At 53.9% G+C, this 15,258-nt stretch carries 15 protein-coding genes and 6 tRNA genes; 2 read left to right on the forward strand and 19 right to left on the reverse strand.

Annotated features, from left to right (window positions below):
• Nucleotides 1-9: 9 nt before the first annotated feature.
• The gene (locus WC359_03280) at nt 10-741 is read left to right on the forward strand and encodes a mechanosensitive ion channel domain-containing protein (protein ID MFA5399445.1); all 732 of its coding nucleotides are present in this window, start codon (nt 10-12) and stop codon (nt 739-741) included.
• A 14-nt stretch (nt 742-755) separates the two neighbouring features.
• On the opposite strand, the gene WC359_03285 is transcribed toward WC359_03280, so the two are convergent.
• From WC359_03285 to WC359_03305, 5 genes are all read right to left on the reverse strand, one after another.
• Nucleotides 756-838, reverse strand: a tRNA-Leu gene (locus tag WC359_03285).
• 6 nt (nt 839-844) lie between these two features.
• Nucleotides 845-920: transfer RNA gene (locus tag WC359_03290), tRNA-Cys, on the reverse strand.
• A 14-nt stretch (nt 921-934) separates the two neighbouring features.
• Nucleotides 935-1,009 (reverse strand) — tRNA-Gly (locus WC359_03295).
• A gap of 28 nt (nt 1,010-1,037) precedes the next feature.
• Nucleotides 1,038-1,125, reverse strand: a tRNA-Leu gene (locus WC359_03300).
• Nucleotides 1,126-1,202 (reverse strand) — tRNA-Trp (locus tag WC359_03305). It lies immediately after the preceding tRNA gene.
• A 799-nt stretch (nt 1,203-2,001) separates the two neighbouring features.
• On the opposite strand from WC359_03305, the gene WC359_03310 reads away from it, so the two are divergent.
• A complete protein-coding gene (locus tag WC359_03310) occupies nt 2,002-2,367 on the forward strand; it encodes a CARDB domain-containing protein (GenBank protein ID MFA5399446.1) in 366 nt (121 codons plus the stop codon).
• Between the two features lie 39 nt (nt 2,368-2,406).
• Here the strand turns inward: WC359_03310 and WC359_03315 are convergent.
• The 14 genes from WC359_03315 to WC359_03380 all read right to left on the reverse strand — a co-directional run bounded on the left by WC359_03315 (nt 2,407) and on the right by WC359_03380 (nt 15,141).
• Nucleotides 2,407-2,482: transfer RNA gene (locus WC359_03315), tRNA-Arg, on the reverse strand.
• Nucleotides 2,483-2,739: 257 nt separating this feature from the next.
• The gene (locus WC359_03320) at nt 2,740-5,397 is read right to left on the reverse strand and encodes a PsbP-related protein (protein MFA5399447.1); all 2,658 of its coding nucleotides are present in this window, start codon (nt 5,395-5,397) and stop codon (nt 2,740-2,742) included.
• 213 nt (nt 5,398-5,610) lie between these two features.
• On the reverse strand, nt 5,611-7,107 hold the full coding sequence (locus tag WC359_03325) for a hypothetical protein (GenBank protein MFA5399448.1): 1,497 nt from the start codon (nt 7,105-7,107) through the stop codon (nt 5,611-5,613).
• A 39-nt stretch (nt 7,108-7,146) separates the two neighbouring features.
• Nucleotides 7,147-7,782 carry a hypothetical protein gene (locus WC359_03330; protein ID MFA5399449.1) on the reverse strand — a complete coding sequence of 212 codons (636 nt, stop codon included), beginning with the start codon at nt 7,780-7,782 and terminating at the stop codon, nt 7,147-7,149.
• A gap of 99 nt (nt 7,783-7,881) precedes the next feature.
• Nucleotides 7,882-8,139, reverse strand: coding sequence for a sulfurtransferase TusA family protein (locus WC359_03335; GenBank protein ID MFA5399450.1), 258 nt, complete (start codon nt 8,137-8,139; stop codon nt 7,882-7,884).
• Between the two features lie 13 nt (nt 8,140-8,152).
• Entirely contained in the window at nt 8,153-8,356 is a 204-nt protein-coding gene (locus WC359_03340; GenBank protein MFA5399451.1) for a hypothetical protein, read from the reverse strand.
• Nucleotides 8,340-8,777, reverse strand: coding sequence for a Fe-S cluster assembly scaffold protein NifU (gene nifU, locus WC359_03345; GenBank protein MFA5399452.1), 438 nt, complete (start codon nt 8,775-8,777; stop codon nt 8,340-8,342). The genes WC359_03340 and nifU overlap by 17 nt, the downstream gene beginning before the upstream one ends.
• Nucleotides 8,778-8,782: 5 nt before the next feature.
• A complete protein-coding gene (locus tag WC359_03350) occupies nt 8,783-9,964 on the reverse strand; it encodes a cysteine desulfurase family protein (GenBank protein MFA5399453.1) in 1,182 nt (393 codons plus the stop codon).
• A 48-nt stretch (nt 9,965-10,012) separates the two neighbouring features.
• Nucleotides 10,013-10,915, reverse strand: coding sequence for a quinolinate synthase NadA (nadA, locus tag WC359_03355; GenBank protein ID MFA5399454.1), 903 nt, complete (start codon nt 10,913-10,915; stop codon nt 10,013-10,015).
• Nucleotides 10,916-11,044: 129 nt separating this feature from the next.
• Nucleotides 11,045-11,638, reverse strand: a complete 594-nt coding sequence (locus WC359_03360; protein ID MFA5399455.1) for a thiamine-phosphate synthase family protein — start codon at nt 11,636-11,638, stop codon at nt 11,045-11,047.
• Nucleotides 11,639-11,641: 3 nt separating this feature from the next.
• The gene (locus tag WC359_03365; protein ID MFA5399456.1) at nt 11,642-12,664 is read right to left on the reverse strand and encodes an AIR synthase family protein; all 1,023 of its coding nucleotides are present in this window, start codon (nt 12,662-12,664) and stop codon (nt 11,642-11,644) included.
• A gap of 153 nt (nt 12,665-12,817) precedes the next feature.
• Nucleotides 12,818-13,489, reverse strand: coding sequence for an ABC transporter ATP-binding protein (locus tag WC359_03370; protein MFA5399457.1), 672 nt, complete (start codon nt 13,487-13,489; stop codon nt 12,818-12,820).
• Complete coding sequence (locus WC359_03375; GenBank protein MFA5399458.1) at nt 13,486-14,655, reverse strand: FtsX-like permease family protein; 1,170 nt, start codon at nt 14,653-14,655, stop codon at nt 13,486-13,488. The genes WC359_03370 and WC359_03375 overlap by 4 nt, the downstream gene beginning before the upstream one ends.
• Nucleotides 14,656-14,667: 12 nt before the next feature.
• Nucleotides 14,668-15,141: a hypothetical protein gene (locus WC359_03380; protein MFA5399459.1), complete on the reverse strand. Its 474-nt coding sequence runs from the start codon at nt 15,139-15,141 to the stop codon at nt 14,668-14,670.
• Between the last annotated feature and the right edge of the window lie 117 nt (nt 15,142-15,258).

Consider the following 15,258-nt stretch of genomic DNA (forward strand, 5'->3'; position numbering starts at 1 on the left):
TTATCCTGCATGAAAACACGGATTCTTGCTCTACTTATCGCTTTCGCTGTGCTGGGCAGCCTGATTGTCGTAGCGCTGTACAGCAACCTGGCCATCTACATATCCATCATAGCTATCGGCCTGGCACTGGCGTTGCAGAAATACGTGGCCAGCTACTTCGGCTACTTCATCATCGTTTTCTCCAACATGCTGCACGAGGGGGACCGCATCAGGATCGACAGCTACAAGGGTGACGTGCGGCATATCGGCGTCTTCTTCCTGACGCTGGATGAAGTGGGTGAGGACGAGAAGCTGGGCGGAGAGCTTACAGGAAAGATACTGAGCATACCTAACCTGATCGTGCTGGACAAGCCGGTGCTCAATTTCTCCAAAAGCTATGAAAAGAAAGGCCAGAAGCTGCAATGTGATTACATCTTCGATGAGATCAGGTTCCCCGTGTCATCCGACAGCGATATAGCCCGAGCGGCACTCTTATTGGAGGAGATAATCAACAAAGAGGATTGCGAGTACCTGGCACTGGCCAAGGAAGCGTTCCGCGAGAACTATCCTGCGTTCCTGCACGAGGCTGAGAGCAGCAGGCGCGTGCTGATACACGTGGACGAGCAGAGGATCTGGCTGAAGGGCAAGTTCGTGGCGCCCTACAGGTTGAGGAACCAGCTGCGCACAAAAATGTACCTCCATTTCCTGGAGCGCGCAGCCCAGGAATCCAACATCAAGCTGGCCGGGACTCAATTTTCATAGAAGAAGGGGGAAAGTGCCGAGGGAGGGACTTGAACCCACACTCCCGTGAGGGAAGCGGATTTTAAGTCCGCCGCGTCTGCCATTCCGCCACCTCGGCATTTCTTGGAGGCGGCGAGCGGAGTCGAACCGCTGTATAGGGGTTTTGCAGACCCCCGCCTTAACCACTTGGCTACGCCGCCGCGTAAATAAAAAATGGAGCGGAAGACGGGGCTCGAACCCGCGACATCCTCCTTGGCAAGGAGGCATTCTACCACTGAATTACTTCCGCTCGCTCAACCTTAAGTAAATATTCAATTTGGTGCCGAGGAGGAGATTTGAACTCCTACGGGCTTACGCCCACCACCCCCTCAAGATGGCGTGTCTACCAGATTCCACCACCTCGGCTGGCAGGGGTGGCAGGATTCGAACCCACGACACGCGGTTTTGGAGACCGCTGCTCTACCAGACTGAGCTACACCCCTATTATACAAAAAATATGAACTTTTTAAAGTGCAGTAAATCTTACAATAGCCGGGCGATCATTGGCAAATGCCCCAGTACAGAGAATCCTTTGACAATGAATTGTCACTTCCATATAATCGAGCCATCATTTCTTCCAGGCCTGAGTACCGGAATTAATGGCGGGAGGGCATCATGAAAAGATTGTTTGCCATAGTCTTATTACTCCTGGTCGCTGCGCAGCTGTATTTATTACCCATGTCAGTACAAGCAACAATCCCATGTCCTGTGGTAACTACACTTGATGCGACAAATATCACCGAGAGCACGGCTACTCTTAATGGAAGTGTAAGTATCCCCAGCATAGTAAAAAATGCGGTGCCCAATGGGATTATACCCGTCTCTTTGGAATACGCGGGTATCGAACCGATTCAGGCATTCGTTTCATTCCAATATGGCACCACTCCTGGAGTTTATAGCAATGAGACTCCACAAATTATGCTGACGCAATCCGGTACATTTCAGGCAGCTATAACTGGATTGCCTTCCTGTACGACTCATTACGCGCGCACGAAGGTGCAGACAAATATTATTCCTGGGCTATTTAAACAGTATCGCGATAGTCTACAGGGTGCCGGCGTAGGCCTGGATTATAAATGCGCACGGAACCTGTATATTCCGAACGGGTTCGGTTGTCCTGTTTCTTACGGCAATATAGTGTCATTCGACACTATCGGCTGCCAAACGTATATTGGTACAGGCTCACATGGGGCAGGCGGTATATCCGGTTTCGGAAACACGCCACCGTCTAATCCTCCCATTGTGGGGGTAAGCAGCGCTGCAGTTGCTTCCACCAGGGTTTCCCCGGGCGATAAAGTGGACATATCGGCCACCATATCGAATAAAGGCGGCTCTGTTGGAACTTCCAAAGTTACGTTATTCATCAACGGACAGGAAGAGGAATCCAAAGGTGTCACGCTGGCAAGCGGAGAGTCCACTACGATGCATTTCAGTGTCAGTCGCAGCGATCCCGGCACTTATACGGTTAATGTAAACAATGTCCCAGCCGGCAGCTTTACGGTGGACCAGTTCAAGAACAACGATGCGCTGATATACGGCGTAATAGCTTTATTCATCATCGGCATAGCCGGGATTCTGTATCTGCTGATCAGAAAACGAACGGCATAATCGGCGGTTTCCGGGTGTTCCAGGATTTAAGCAAAAGAGTGGTACCCCTGGTGCGAGTCGAACGCACGACACGCGGTTTAGGAAACCGCTGCTCTATCCACTGAGCTACAGGGGCACGAAGCAAATTATAGTCAATAGTTAACCTCACGTCTACTTCGGGAACAAAACTGGCATTAATGATCAGCAGTACGCAAGCACTTCACATGAGGACGAAGTGACCTCTTGGTTCATACGACCTGATAATATCCGCGTAAATACTCACGTATATGCCACACTGACAGGCGCCAGAACCCCGCCGATTAACTTACCCTACAAAGAACACCAAACTGACAGGGGATACTCTTTAATTAAAGAATCCCCAGAATCCTCTCGTTATCTTCCGTCATAGTGATATATCTCGTTTTCGCTACTGACGCCAAACCAGTCGTTCCAACCGCTGCCCCACACCTTAACGATGTTTACCAGTTCATTGCCACCCAAATGCCGGGTAGGTGATTTCAGGCATTTTCGCTGGTATCCATCGTATCGCAATACCCTGTTGCCGAAAACAGTATTGCAGCTCTCACTGTAATTACCACAAACGCACTCCGCAGCACCGGCGACAAGTATATTGTTGCCCGACGTCCCCTCAATGTAATTAAAACCGCTTTTGCCATTAAATATCGAACGTGCCCACTGCTTACCGTCATAGTGGGCGCTGGTGCAATCTTCGTCTTTATGTATGAAAGTGACGTAGACATCGCTGTTGCCTGTTCCCCAAATATTGTTGACTGTGTCAACTCTAAACGGAAGTTCTACATGTTCCCACGACTTGCCGTCAAAATGCAGCATTCCAGTGCCGCCGGCATATATGTTATCAGGTCCGGTTCCCCAGAGTGCCAAGCAACGATTGAAATCACCTCCTCCGGAATAGTCCTTGTGGATATACCATTTATCGCCATCGTAGTGCAGGATAATCCACTGGCTGCCACAGGCATAAACATCCTTCGGCGACGTACCCCATACGCCGTACAATTCATGATCCTGCCATACATCAGGGCGCGGCATTTTTTCCCAGGCCTGACCGTTATAACGCACTATATGCAAATCATCACCCACCGCATAGACGCAGGAAGACCCGCTGCCCCAAACAGCATGAAGCTCCTTATCTCCCGGACAGGCCATCTGATACCAGTTAATGCCGTTGTAACGCATAACCAGGCTCTTCCAGGTCCTTCCTTCATCCGGCGAATACGAACCGACCACAAATACGTTATTATATGCATTGCCCCAAATTGCATTGATTTTAATCGTCTTAACTGGAATGTCCATTTTCACCCAGTCAGCCTGATATGTGGATGACTCCGTTCCTGACGCCTGAGTCGCCGGCTGAACGGGCTGCTGCTGCGAGGTTTGCGAGGAAGGCTGTGTGGTAATTCCGGCGGATGATGTCACCGCACCGAAAATACTCAGGCTTTCTGCTATGGTATTAAACGTGTCTTCATATGAACCAAACAGAGATGGCGGTGCTCCGGAAACCACCAGCCATATGGAGTCGCCACGTGTGAGCATCACCATCATCATGCGTATTTGAGTCCCTGAGCTGAGCATATCAAAGATATATCTTTCTGCGTCGAGGCCGCTTATCGTAACCGGTGTTTTGGAGATGAGCCGGTATCCGTCCCAGGCGGACATTTCAGTTTCCACTTCCCGGCAACATTGCTCCAGCGTTACATCATCAGCCTTGCCACGAATACTCACATTAAAGCTGCCCTGGGGGCCTTCAAAGCGTACGACCTCATGCCCGCTGAGCTGTCCCGGAGAGGCCTGCAGCCAATCCGAAGGATAACGGACGGAGAAACCGTTCTCATTATCCGTATAGGTGGAAAAAGAATAGGCAGCCTGCGAGGTTGGTGATGTATATGGCGTCGTCTGATCCAGTATCTCCGTACCTGCAGTTGCCGGCAGCGGTGAAATCAGTTGAAAGCTGTCAATAATTTTATTATAGATAAGTTCATTTGAACTAAATTCAGAAGAGGGGGCACAGATCATGGGAATCCACCAAACCTTGTCATCCTGGATAAAAATAACCATCACAATTATTTCAGACACTCCATCATCGGTGACCTGGCAAACGTACTTAATGGACGGCATCCCTGCTACAGTGATCTGTTCATCCGAAATGAATTGATAACCGCTCAATTGGGCAAACTGTGACTGCACCGATTTATACTCGGACTGAAGCGGCAGGCTGCTCGTCTGGGTATATTTGTTGACCACAAAAATAACGGCTTTGTGTTTAGCATAATCCAGTGACTGCAACCCGTAAATGGTATTGTCAGACCAGTCGCTTTCAGGCAGGGCATCCCAGTATTCCGGCACCGAGATCGAATATCCATTAACCGTATCCCTGTGAGTTACCCAAGCAGCAGACGGTGAAGATGCCGTGGCTGCAGGGGTTACAGGCGCCGCAGCGGCAGGCGATCCCGTAATTCTAAAGCTGTTCAGAATCCTGTCAAACGTGGGCTTGTATGTGTTATATTTTGAGGGGGAACACATACAGTTTACTATCCATCCCGAATTACCATACACCATAATTCCCTGCATGACTTTGGCAGGCGTGGTCTCATGATCAAATAGAGCCACATGCTTTTTTGCAGGAATATCGTTAATAACTATATCTTCACTTGAAATAAAGGTATAGCTCTCATCCCTGTTCACCATCGTCATCTCAGACTTAAAGTAATCAGCCAGAGTCATCCGTTTAACCAGGGGAATTTCAGAGATGCTCACATAGGGCGGCATGCCGTTTCCCTTATCGGGGTCCCAGAACGCAATATATTCCCCTGCCTGCAACAAGGCGGGGTCCACCTGCTTCCAACCGGCCGGATAGGAAAAAGAATATCCATGATTACTGTCCTGATAAGTTTTGTACGTGGAGGACTGCGATCCCCTAACACATCCACTAAATACACCGGCAACTGCAGCTACAATCAATAATAGTAAGATCGCGAAATAAACTAAACGACGATGAGCGACATAGCCTTTCATCTACAACCCCCTTAGCCCTTCTTTTCTTAAATTGCAGGCTCTATCTTATGTTAATCAACGTTTACTAACGTACGTATATCTAATTATAATGCGGTTATCTGAAAAAAGTAAAAGCCCGTCACAACAAAGAAAGTCACAGCCCCGCGGGGCCATGACTTTCTTTATCTATCAGACTTGAGAGCAGCCTTCGATTGTTAACGCTGCACTCGCTATCTATTGCACCAGCGGACCCGGCAGGACGCCTCCATGATATCTGAAATGAAGGTTGAAGTTTATGCTGCCTCCCGCAGGCATTATCTGGCTGGAAGGAGTAATTGATTCCAGTACGCTGCTGGGCGGGCCACCGGAACTGTAGCTTATCGTATAAGTCCCGGTCGCTGCATTGGAGAAGCTCTGCGGAACATAGTTGCCCGATTCTATGTAGGGCCCATGTACCACGTAGGCTACAGAACCGGTCCATGGCTCTCCATTCAGCGTAGCCGTCACATGCACCGTGCCCCTGGACTGACTGTAGAAATTGAGTGTATAGTGAATCGATCCACCGGACGATAGCGTTTGCGAGGCAGACGGGCTGATGCTTGCCAGAACCGCTCCCGTCGGTCCGCCAGAGTTGTAGGTCAGAGTATAGCTACCGGTAGGCTGTGAGCTGAATGTTGCTGGAACGTTGTTGCTGGTATGCGAGCTGGGGCCGATCAGACTGTAGCTGATGCTACCCGACCCGATGGCCACCTGCCACGGCGCACCGTCAAGCGTGGCATTTACCACAATTGTGCCATAGGTCGGCTGCGGCTGCTGGTGAACGAAGTTCATAACGAAATATACAGTGCCTCCGGGAGATACGTTCTGCTGCGTCGAAGGGGTGACGCTGGCCAGTGTTGCACCCACAGGCCCGCCTGATTTGTAGATTAACTGGACATTGCCACTGGGCACGTAACCCACCGTGCGCGGAACCGAGTATTCGTTATCCTCCACCGGCCCGCTCACCGTGTAATGCGTCAGTGTGTACTGAACGGCGCCAGCCCAGGGCACACCGTTGAGCGTGGCGCTGGTCTGCACGCTGCTTCCGGAAACAGGGCTGCTGAAGGACATGCTGTAATTGAGAGACCTACCTCCTACCAGGCTCTCGGACGCAGTGGGAGAGATGGAAATGAAGTTGGCCCCCGGCGGTCCACCGTGGTTAAATGTCAGCAGGTAACTACCTGTCGGCATGTCGTTGAAAGTCTGCGGAGTGGCGGTGCCCGATACGGTCACCGGACCTGTAAGTGTGTAGCTGATGGAACCATACCATGAAGTGCCGTCAAGTGTCGTAGCAATGTTGATGGTGCCGGTTGCACCGGGCGGCGGGATGGGACTGCCGCCAGGGGTAACGAAATACCACGCCGTGGCCCACGGCCCTGTTTCACCTCCGTAGGATGCGCGCACACGCCAGAAGTAGGTTGAAGCGGTGCTCAATCTGCCGCCAGGCACCACGTAGATCAATTGAGTTAAATTCCTCTCATCCACCAGTACATTCTGGAATCCGCTATCGGACGCTATTTGTAAATGATACGTATTGTTGCCGATACCTACCCAGGTCATGGTAGGCGATAACGTCTGCGTGACAGTGCCGTTTATCGGTGTGGCCAGCACAACCGTAAGAGGGCTGGTGGGGACAGAACATCCGATCAAGGTAAACAATACGAGCAATAACGCCAGTGCCATTTTAAACATAGCCACCTCCAATACTGATTACTTATGATCTACCAGTTATTAAGGGCGCATGCGCTTGACAATGAAGCCCTCAGGGGTTAGATAACCTCTTCCGGTGTCTTCCCTCGGTTCTTTCCCTTCCCTGCGCACCGCGACCTCTTTGCCGCCGGTCGGAATCTCAGCCCTGGCGCCGGGCTTGCCGCTGTCTTTGGCCACCAGGACTCCCTGTGGAGTCCTGGCCGGTCCTGCGGCGTCTTTCTCCACGGCAGCCTGCTCGATTCTCTTCACAGGCGCCCTGCCGTCATCAGCCCGCAGCTCGGACCTGGGCAACTCCCGTGTTCTGATCACCCTTCCGCTGCGGCCGTACCCACGTTGCAGCTTCTCTTCCGTCGCAGCCGGCTCTTCAATCGCTGCGGCAGGGGCAGGAGGTGGAAGCGCCCCGGTCTGGCGCATATCGTTAAGGGTGGACTCAAGGTCTTTGATCAAATCGGTAAGCTCGATGGTGTCGACCTCATCCTCCTCTGCAGCCCAGCTCTCGATCTCGGTGGCATAATGCTGCAGCTTGAAGCTGTGTTGCTCGAGTTGTTTGATCCAGTCGGCCAGCTCCTTGGAAGCGGTCTGTATATCGGGAATCTCGGTTTCCAGCAAGTTTTTGATTAAATTCTGAACAGCGCTTTTTCTCGGCTTCGCAGCCATTTTCAACCTCGCTTTAACGGCACGGACGTGTATTTACAATACCGTGGCCGTAAGAAATTATAACAACGCACATTTGTCAATGCAATGTATGGAGGCGCATCAGGCCTTTCGCACAAACACGTGATACTTGCCCCCCACCTCCTCAATGCCCAGAAATTCGTTGCCCGTCATTTTAGCCCAGTTCGGCATATCCTGCTTGATCCCTTCATCATCGGCCACCACCTCCAGCACCTGACCGGGCTGCATGGTTTTTATTTGCTTTGTCGTGTGGACGATCGGCATGGGACAGTAAAGTCCGACGCAGTCGATGGTGACATCGGGTTTAAAGTTCACTGTGCTCTTATCCTGCTCAGCCATGCCGTACCTCCCTCTATTTTTTCAGAGGTTTGCCGCACTGGTGACAGACGACCAGCGTCTGCTCCATGATGAGAGCGCCGCAGTTCTCACAGCGACCGAAACTGACCTTGCAAACCTCACAATACGGATTGTCGGCCACTACCAGCTCTACATCGCAGTACGGACAGGTACAACGGCAGATGAGGGGCTTCTTATCTTTCTCAGGTTTCGCAGGCATGTTCATCCTCCTCCGGCTCTTCTTTGTCCGTCAAACCGGGTATATCGATCTTGTTCTTTAGCGCATAATTTTTAATAGCCTTATGTAAAGCCTGTGCGCCCAGGTTGGAGCAGTGCAGTTTATTCTTGGGCAGACCCTCGAGTTCCTTGGCCACCATGGCGGGTGTCACGGTCAGCGCCTCCTCCAGGGTTTTCCCTTTGACCAGATCACTGACCATGCTGGATACGGCGATGGCCGCGCCGCAGCCGAAGGTCTTGTATTTGACGTCCTCAATGCGGTTGTCCTTAACCTTGATATAAAAAGTCATCATGTCGCCGCACACGGGATTGCCGATCTCGCCCACGCCGTCAGCGTCCGCGATCTCGCCTACATTGTGTGGATTCATGAAATGCTGCATGACCTTCTCGCTGTAAACAGGCATAGCTATCACCCCTTCTGTTCTTTGAGATATTTGGAGTACAGGGGAGACATCTGTCTCAGGCGGTCCACCACCCTCGGCAGCTTCTCCATCACATATTTGACGTCTTCTGCATCGTTATTCGGCCCCAGGGTGAATAATACGGAGCCCTGGGCCAGCTCGTGGTTGATCCCCATGGCCAGCAGTACATGCGAGGCCTTGAGCGCACGCGAGGTGCAGGCCGATCCGCTGGCGGCCGCTATGCCGTGGCTGTTTAGCAGCATGAGTATGGCCTCGCCCTCGATAAAACGCAAACAGAAGCTGGCATATGCGGGCAGCCTGTTGACAGGATGCCCCGTCAGGACAGAATGCTCGACCTTGCCCAGCACACCTTCGATCAACATATCGCGCAATCCCGAAAGCCGCTCCATTCTGCCTTCCAGGTCGCGTTTGGCTATCTCCGCGGCCTTGCCCAGACCTGCGATGGCCGGCACATCCTCCGTGCCCGGCCTGCGCCCACCCTCCTGTATGCCACCGTCCATCAGGGGCAGCAGCCTAACTCCCCGCTTGACCCAAAGAGCGCCGCTCCCACGCGGTCCGTTAAACTGGTTGCCGGCTAAACTTAGCGCCTGCACGCCCAGCTTCTTAACATCGACGTCAATGTTCCCGGCGCTGGCCACGGCATCGGTATGCAGCACCGGCCCGTCCTTTGGCAGACCGGACGCTATCTCGGCCAATGGTTGTATGGTGCCCACCTCCCCGCTGGCATGCATGACCGAAATAAGCACAGTATCGGGCCTGACCAGCTTGAACAGCTCGGCCGGGATGACGGTGCCGGTTGTATCAACCGGCGCAAGGCTGATCTCAAATCCCTCCCTTTGCATGGTTCGTGCAGAGTTTAACACGGAGAAATGCTCGATAGCTGAGACTATGATGTGCTTCCCCTTCTCTGCCCTGGCGCGGGCGATGCCTTTGACGGCCATATTATTGGCTTCTGTGCCGCTGGAGGTAAAGACGACCTCCTCGGAGACGCCGCCGATCAGCGCTGCCACCTGCTCTCGCGCGCTTTCCATCGCTTCCCTGGCCCCATCTCCCCAGTTATGCAGCGATTGCGGATTGCCGAAAGTCTCGCCCAGGTAGGGCAACATGGCCTCCCTGACCTCCGGCAACAGCGGGGCGGCGGCGACATTGTCCATATAAACCTGTCTCATCTTACACCACTACACTTAATAATAATGGATATCCGGACTATGCGGAAATCACAGGGACAGCATTCTGTTCACCGCCGACATAGCCCGCTCCCTTACATCGGACGGCACCTTCACCTCAGGCTTCATCTCCTCGAGCGCCCACAGCACCTTCTCCAGCGTGATTTTCTTCATATTGGGACAGACCGCTTCCGCCGTTGCCGGGACGAAGGTCTTGCCCGGATTCTCCTTTTTCAGCCGATGCAGTATTCCCGTCTCAGTAGCGATTATCATCACTTCGGCCTGCGCCGTACGGGCGTATCTCAACATGCCGCCCGTGCTGAGCACCTCGTCCGCAACGGCCGTCACTTCGGGCCTGCATTCCGGATGCGCCAGGGCCACGGTGCCCGGATGCTTTTTCTTCCGGTCGATGATGTCCTGCGCCTGTATCTTGACATGAGTGGGACAGAAACCCGGCCAGAGCACCATAGGCCTGTGGAGTATTGTCGAAACATAATGACCCAGGTACTGGTCAGGTATGAAGAGTATCTCACCGTCGCCCATGCTTCTGACCACGTTGACCGCATTGGCCGAGGTGCAGCAGATGTCCGACTCCGCCTTGACCGCCGCGGACGAGTTAACGTAGCAGACCACACGCACGCCGGGAAGCTCCTTCTTCCTGGCGATGAGCTGCTCTACCGTGATCATGTCGGCCATGGGACAGCCCGACTCCGAGTCAGGCAGCAACACCACGCTCTCGGGCGACAGTATGGAGGCTGTCTCCGCCATGAAATGCACCCCGCAAAAGACGATGACCGGGGCTTTCACTTCAGCCGCCTTTCTGCTCAGCTCCAGCGAATCGCCGACGAAGTCGCCGATATCCTGCACCTCGGGTCGCTGATAATTGTGCGTCAGTATGACGGCCTTCCGCTTCTCCTTCAGGCTGAGGATCTTTTCAATCAACTCTTTATTCATATTATCGTGCGACATTCAAGTCCCTCATACTTGTAGGGGCGGATTTTAACCCGCCCGTCGGGCGCAGCTAAAGCAACGCCCTTGCATCGTTTTGTGCTATAGGGCACACCTGAAGCAACGCCCCTACGTTTAACCATGCATGCTCCGCGCATAGCGGCGTGCTATCTCTATTGCCATCCTGACCACGCCGTTCGCATCGCTCCCCAGGGCCACAAAGAGGGGCTCCTTGCCCCAGCCATCGCCCTCGTAAAAAATGTCCGGCATCCCGCCTCCGCTCCTGACCAGCTGTTTTATCTTCCAGGGCATAGACCTGCCGTCGGCTTTAGACACTTCATCCGGCTCAGCCGTACGGTCGATCCAGCCAAATAATAGTCTCTTTTCACGCGTGTATTTTTTCACGACTTTTATGATGCTCTCATCGCATTTAAAATTGATTCCGGCGTTGATATCCGGCCTGTATTTCCTGGCCTCGATGATCAGCCGCGCCATATGGTCCGAGCCACCCCACTTCGGCAGTCCGCTGGCCCTGGGGTATCCGTTGACCACAGTTATCCTTCCGTCTATGGCGGCTACCCCCGCAGGACCTGTGGCGCCGGGCATGGCATAGACAGCGTTAACCCGCACCTCGGGCATGAGCAATGAGAACTCCCTGCAGCGCTGCAGCCTTTCCACAGCCAGACAGAGATTGCCCATGATCTTTTCGGCGCTGTCTTTCTTTCTCATGGTTCAGCCCTCGGCCGCGCTGAAATAGGCCGGCCAGAAGGGATCATCCAGCACCGGCGTCAGCTTCTGCTTTCTGCCTGACTTCCTGATAAATACCCTGTCCCGCGGGGTGATCTCGCCGATATCCCAGGCGGATATATTCTTCTTCTTCAACTTTGAGATGATCTTGCCGCTGTTGGCGGGCGAGGCGGTGATGACCAGCGTGCCTTCACCGATGGATATGAGCGGATCGATCTTAAAAGCTTTGCAGACGGCGTCAATCGCATCGGGAATCGCGATCTTGTCCTCGTACAGGGTAACACCCAGCCCGGAGGCCGCAGCAACCTCGAAGACGCCGTTGAGCAGACCTCCTTCGGTAGCGTCATGCATGGCATGCGCCAGCGGCGCCGCCGTTAGCGCGTCCTCCACCACCGTCATCTGAAGCAAATATTCCTTGGCTCTGGCCACCATGCCACGTCCCAGCTTTTTAGTCAGGGACTTTTCCGCCTGCCAGGCCAGCAATCCGGTCGCTTCCACGGCGGGGCCTTTGGTCATGATCACGCGGTCGCCCACCTTTGCATTGCAGGCCGCTGTTATCTGACTCCTCTTGCCGAGTCCCATCACGGTGCAGCCTCCGTTAAGGGGAAAAGACATACCCGGGTAGATGCCCGTATGGCCGCCGATGATGGCGATATCCAGTTTCCTGCATTCTTCATCCACCTGCGTCCACACCTTATCTATAACTTTCTCAGCCGTGCCCGGCGGAAACATCAGGCAGATGGTCATGTACCTGGGTTTGACGCCCAGAACAGCCACATCGCTGGCGCAGATATGGACTATGGCCCAGCCGAAATAGGGCATAATCACGGGCATGCCGAAGGTGGGATCCTCGGCGATAACCATGACATCACCGCCGGGCAGGTCGATGACCGCGGCGTCCACGCCGTGCCGGGGTCCGATAAACACAGATTTATCTTTCCTGCCCAGCCGCGAGAGTATTATGCGGTCGAAAGTAGCCCGGTCCAATTTGCCCAGTTCAGGTAGCATTACAATCTCCTTGTGCGATTTAATGAGACTATAATACATTCGGTGGAACGTTTAATCAACCTACCAGCAGCGGGCGGGTTTGAAAACCCGCCCCTACATAATCGTATGTAGGGGCGTACCTCTAGGTGCGTCCGAAACACCCGGACTCGGATTTTAATTATTCAAAATTTGGCCATCCTTAAGCCTGATCACCCGATCGGCCCTGCCCGCCAGCTCCATGTTGTGAGTAACCACGATCAGGGACAATCCGCCTTGATTCAACTTCTTAAATAGGGAGTAAATCTTATCCGCTGTCGCCGTGTCGAGGTTGCCGGTAGGCTCGTCCGCCATGATGACGCGAGGCTCATTGACCAGCGCACGTCCGATGCTGACCCTCTGCATCTCGCCTCCACTGAGCTGGTGCGGCAGGTGGCGTGCGCGGTGCGACAGCTCCAACGTCTCCATAACCCCCGCGATCCTGTCATGCTTGACGGGTTTCTTGCTGAAAAGCAACGGCAGCTCTATATTCTCCTCCACTGTGAGAGTGGGCAGCAACAGGAACTGCTGAAACACGAAGCCGATACTATCTCTCCGCACCCTGACCAGCTCTCGCTCTTTCAGCCCGGCGGTCTCCCTGCCTTCCAGCGAGATACTGCCGGAGCTCGGCGTCTCAAGCAACCCCAGCAGGTGCAGCAGTGTTGATTTTCCAGATCCCGAAGGTCCGACGATCGAAACGAACTCACCCTTTCCGATGGAGAGATCGACGGACTTCAGAGCGTGCACCTGCTCGCTCCCCCTGCTGTAGCTCCTGGCCAGTCCCCTGGCGGATATTATTGCATCTTTCATTCCAGATCACTCCTCATAGCTTCCATGGGTGTCAGACGGGCGCACCTGACCGCCGGGTAGATAGAGCAAAGCAGGCCGATAGCCAGGGCAAAGCCGATGCAGACTAATATCAATAGCGGATCGATGCTGATCAGTTCACCTCCCGGAGAATAGGGGATCACTCCCCGCACAAAACCCTCCACCAGCTTCGAGCCGACCAGCGCCACCAGCAGTCCCACGGCGCACCCGGCCAGGGTGATGATGAGGGTCTCTACCACGATGAGGCGCGAGACGTCCCAGCCGGAGGCCCCCACAGCCTTCATCATACCGAACTCCCTGGTCCTTTCGTTAACCGACATGATCAGCGTATTGATGATGCCCACAGCACTGATGAAGAGGGCGATGATGATGACAGAGAAAAGCAGCGCCTGCGCTGAGCCCACCAGGTTCATGATGGTGCCCATCACCTGCGTCATGGTGACCACCTGTATATCCGGTATCTGCTCAAGCTTCTTTGAGATGTCGCTGATTCTGGAAATGTCTTCGACCTTAATGGCTATGGTAGTTAGCTGGCCTTCCTTGCCGAAGACACTCTGCGCGGCGCCCAGGGGAAGGAAGTGGAATTCGTCGTCCTGGTTGCCCGTGCGCTCCAGTATGCCTACTATGGTGGTGGGCACCTTATCGGGCCCGAAATCGAGCACCTGCCCGACCTTGAGGTTCTCCTTTTCCGCCAGGCTGCGGCCTACTATCATGACGCCGGTTTCGTCGTCTTTAAAGTATCTCCCCTCCACTTTCCACCATGGCTTCAAGGCCTTCTGTTCCTCTATATCGATGCCGTAGACAATGTGTGGTTTATCGTCCTTGAAGAACTGGTGCAGCAGCATGGGGCTGGCTATCTCGATGCCGTCCATCTTTTGCACCTGATCAAGGTCGGAGTAAGACAGGTATTTGGGTATCACGCCGCCGTGGATGATGAGGGAGGCCGCCTCGTAGGGACAACCCTTGGGCACGGCCAGCATGTGTATACCCAGGCTGTTGAGTTCTCCCCCGAGCTGGCGCTCATAGCCGGCATTGAAGGAGAGCAGGCTGAAGAGGACAGCGATGGCGATGGCCACACCGGCCACCGTAAGTCCAGTGCGCACATGCCTGCGCATGAGGTTCTTGGCTGCCAGACTGAATATATTCAAATCGCCTCCTGCCTAAAAATCGACCTTGGTGCCGATTAAATATACGTCGCTGCCCTCGGCGATCACCCCGGCCGTGACCCTGGCGTAGGAACCCTTCCTCTGCGGTATGACCAGGTTGCTGGGGGCCAGATCGATGTATATGACGGCATTGCCGTCCTTGAGGGTGAACCAGCACCCGGCCGGGCATTCGCTGGCTATTTTCCCTTCCACCATAACATTCTTCCCATCCCATCCCATCGGGTCCTGCAGTATCTCCGCGATGCGGGCGGCATGCACGCCGTCAACCGCGCTCTGCTCAGCGGAAGTACCGGTGCCGTTATCGGCAGGGACACCCGTCCCGACGGCGGGAGCCGTATCGGCCGCAGCCGCCTGTGTCTCAGCGGGTTGGCTCCTGTCCAGCGCAACGGACGCAGGCTGTGAACAGCCTGCCAGCAGTCCCGTACTCATCAGGACTATCAGCGCGATCGCAAGTAATATGCCTTTCATTTACCGTTCTCCTTTGTCTCTATTAGTCATTCTGTATAAGGTCGCCCCGGTTATTCTTGCAGATATCAGGATGGGCTGGGGCTGTCGTCAATCAAAGCCAATAGTATATTGTGATTA

This window comes from Dehalococcoidia bacterium (genome assembly GCA_041653995.1).
Classification (GTDB): domain Bacteria; phylum Chloroflexota; class Dehalococcoidia; order GIF9; family UBA5629; genus CAIMUM01.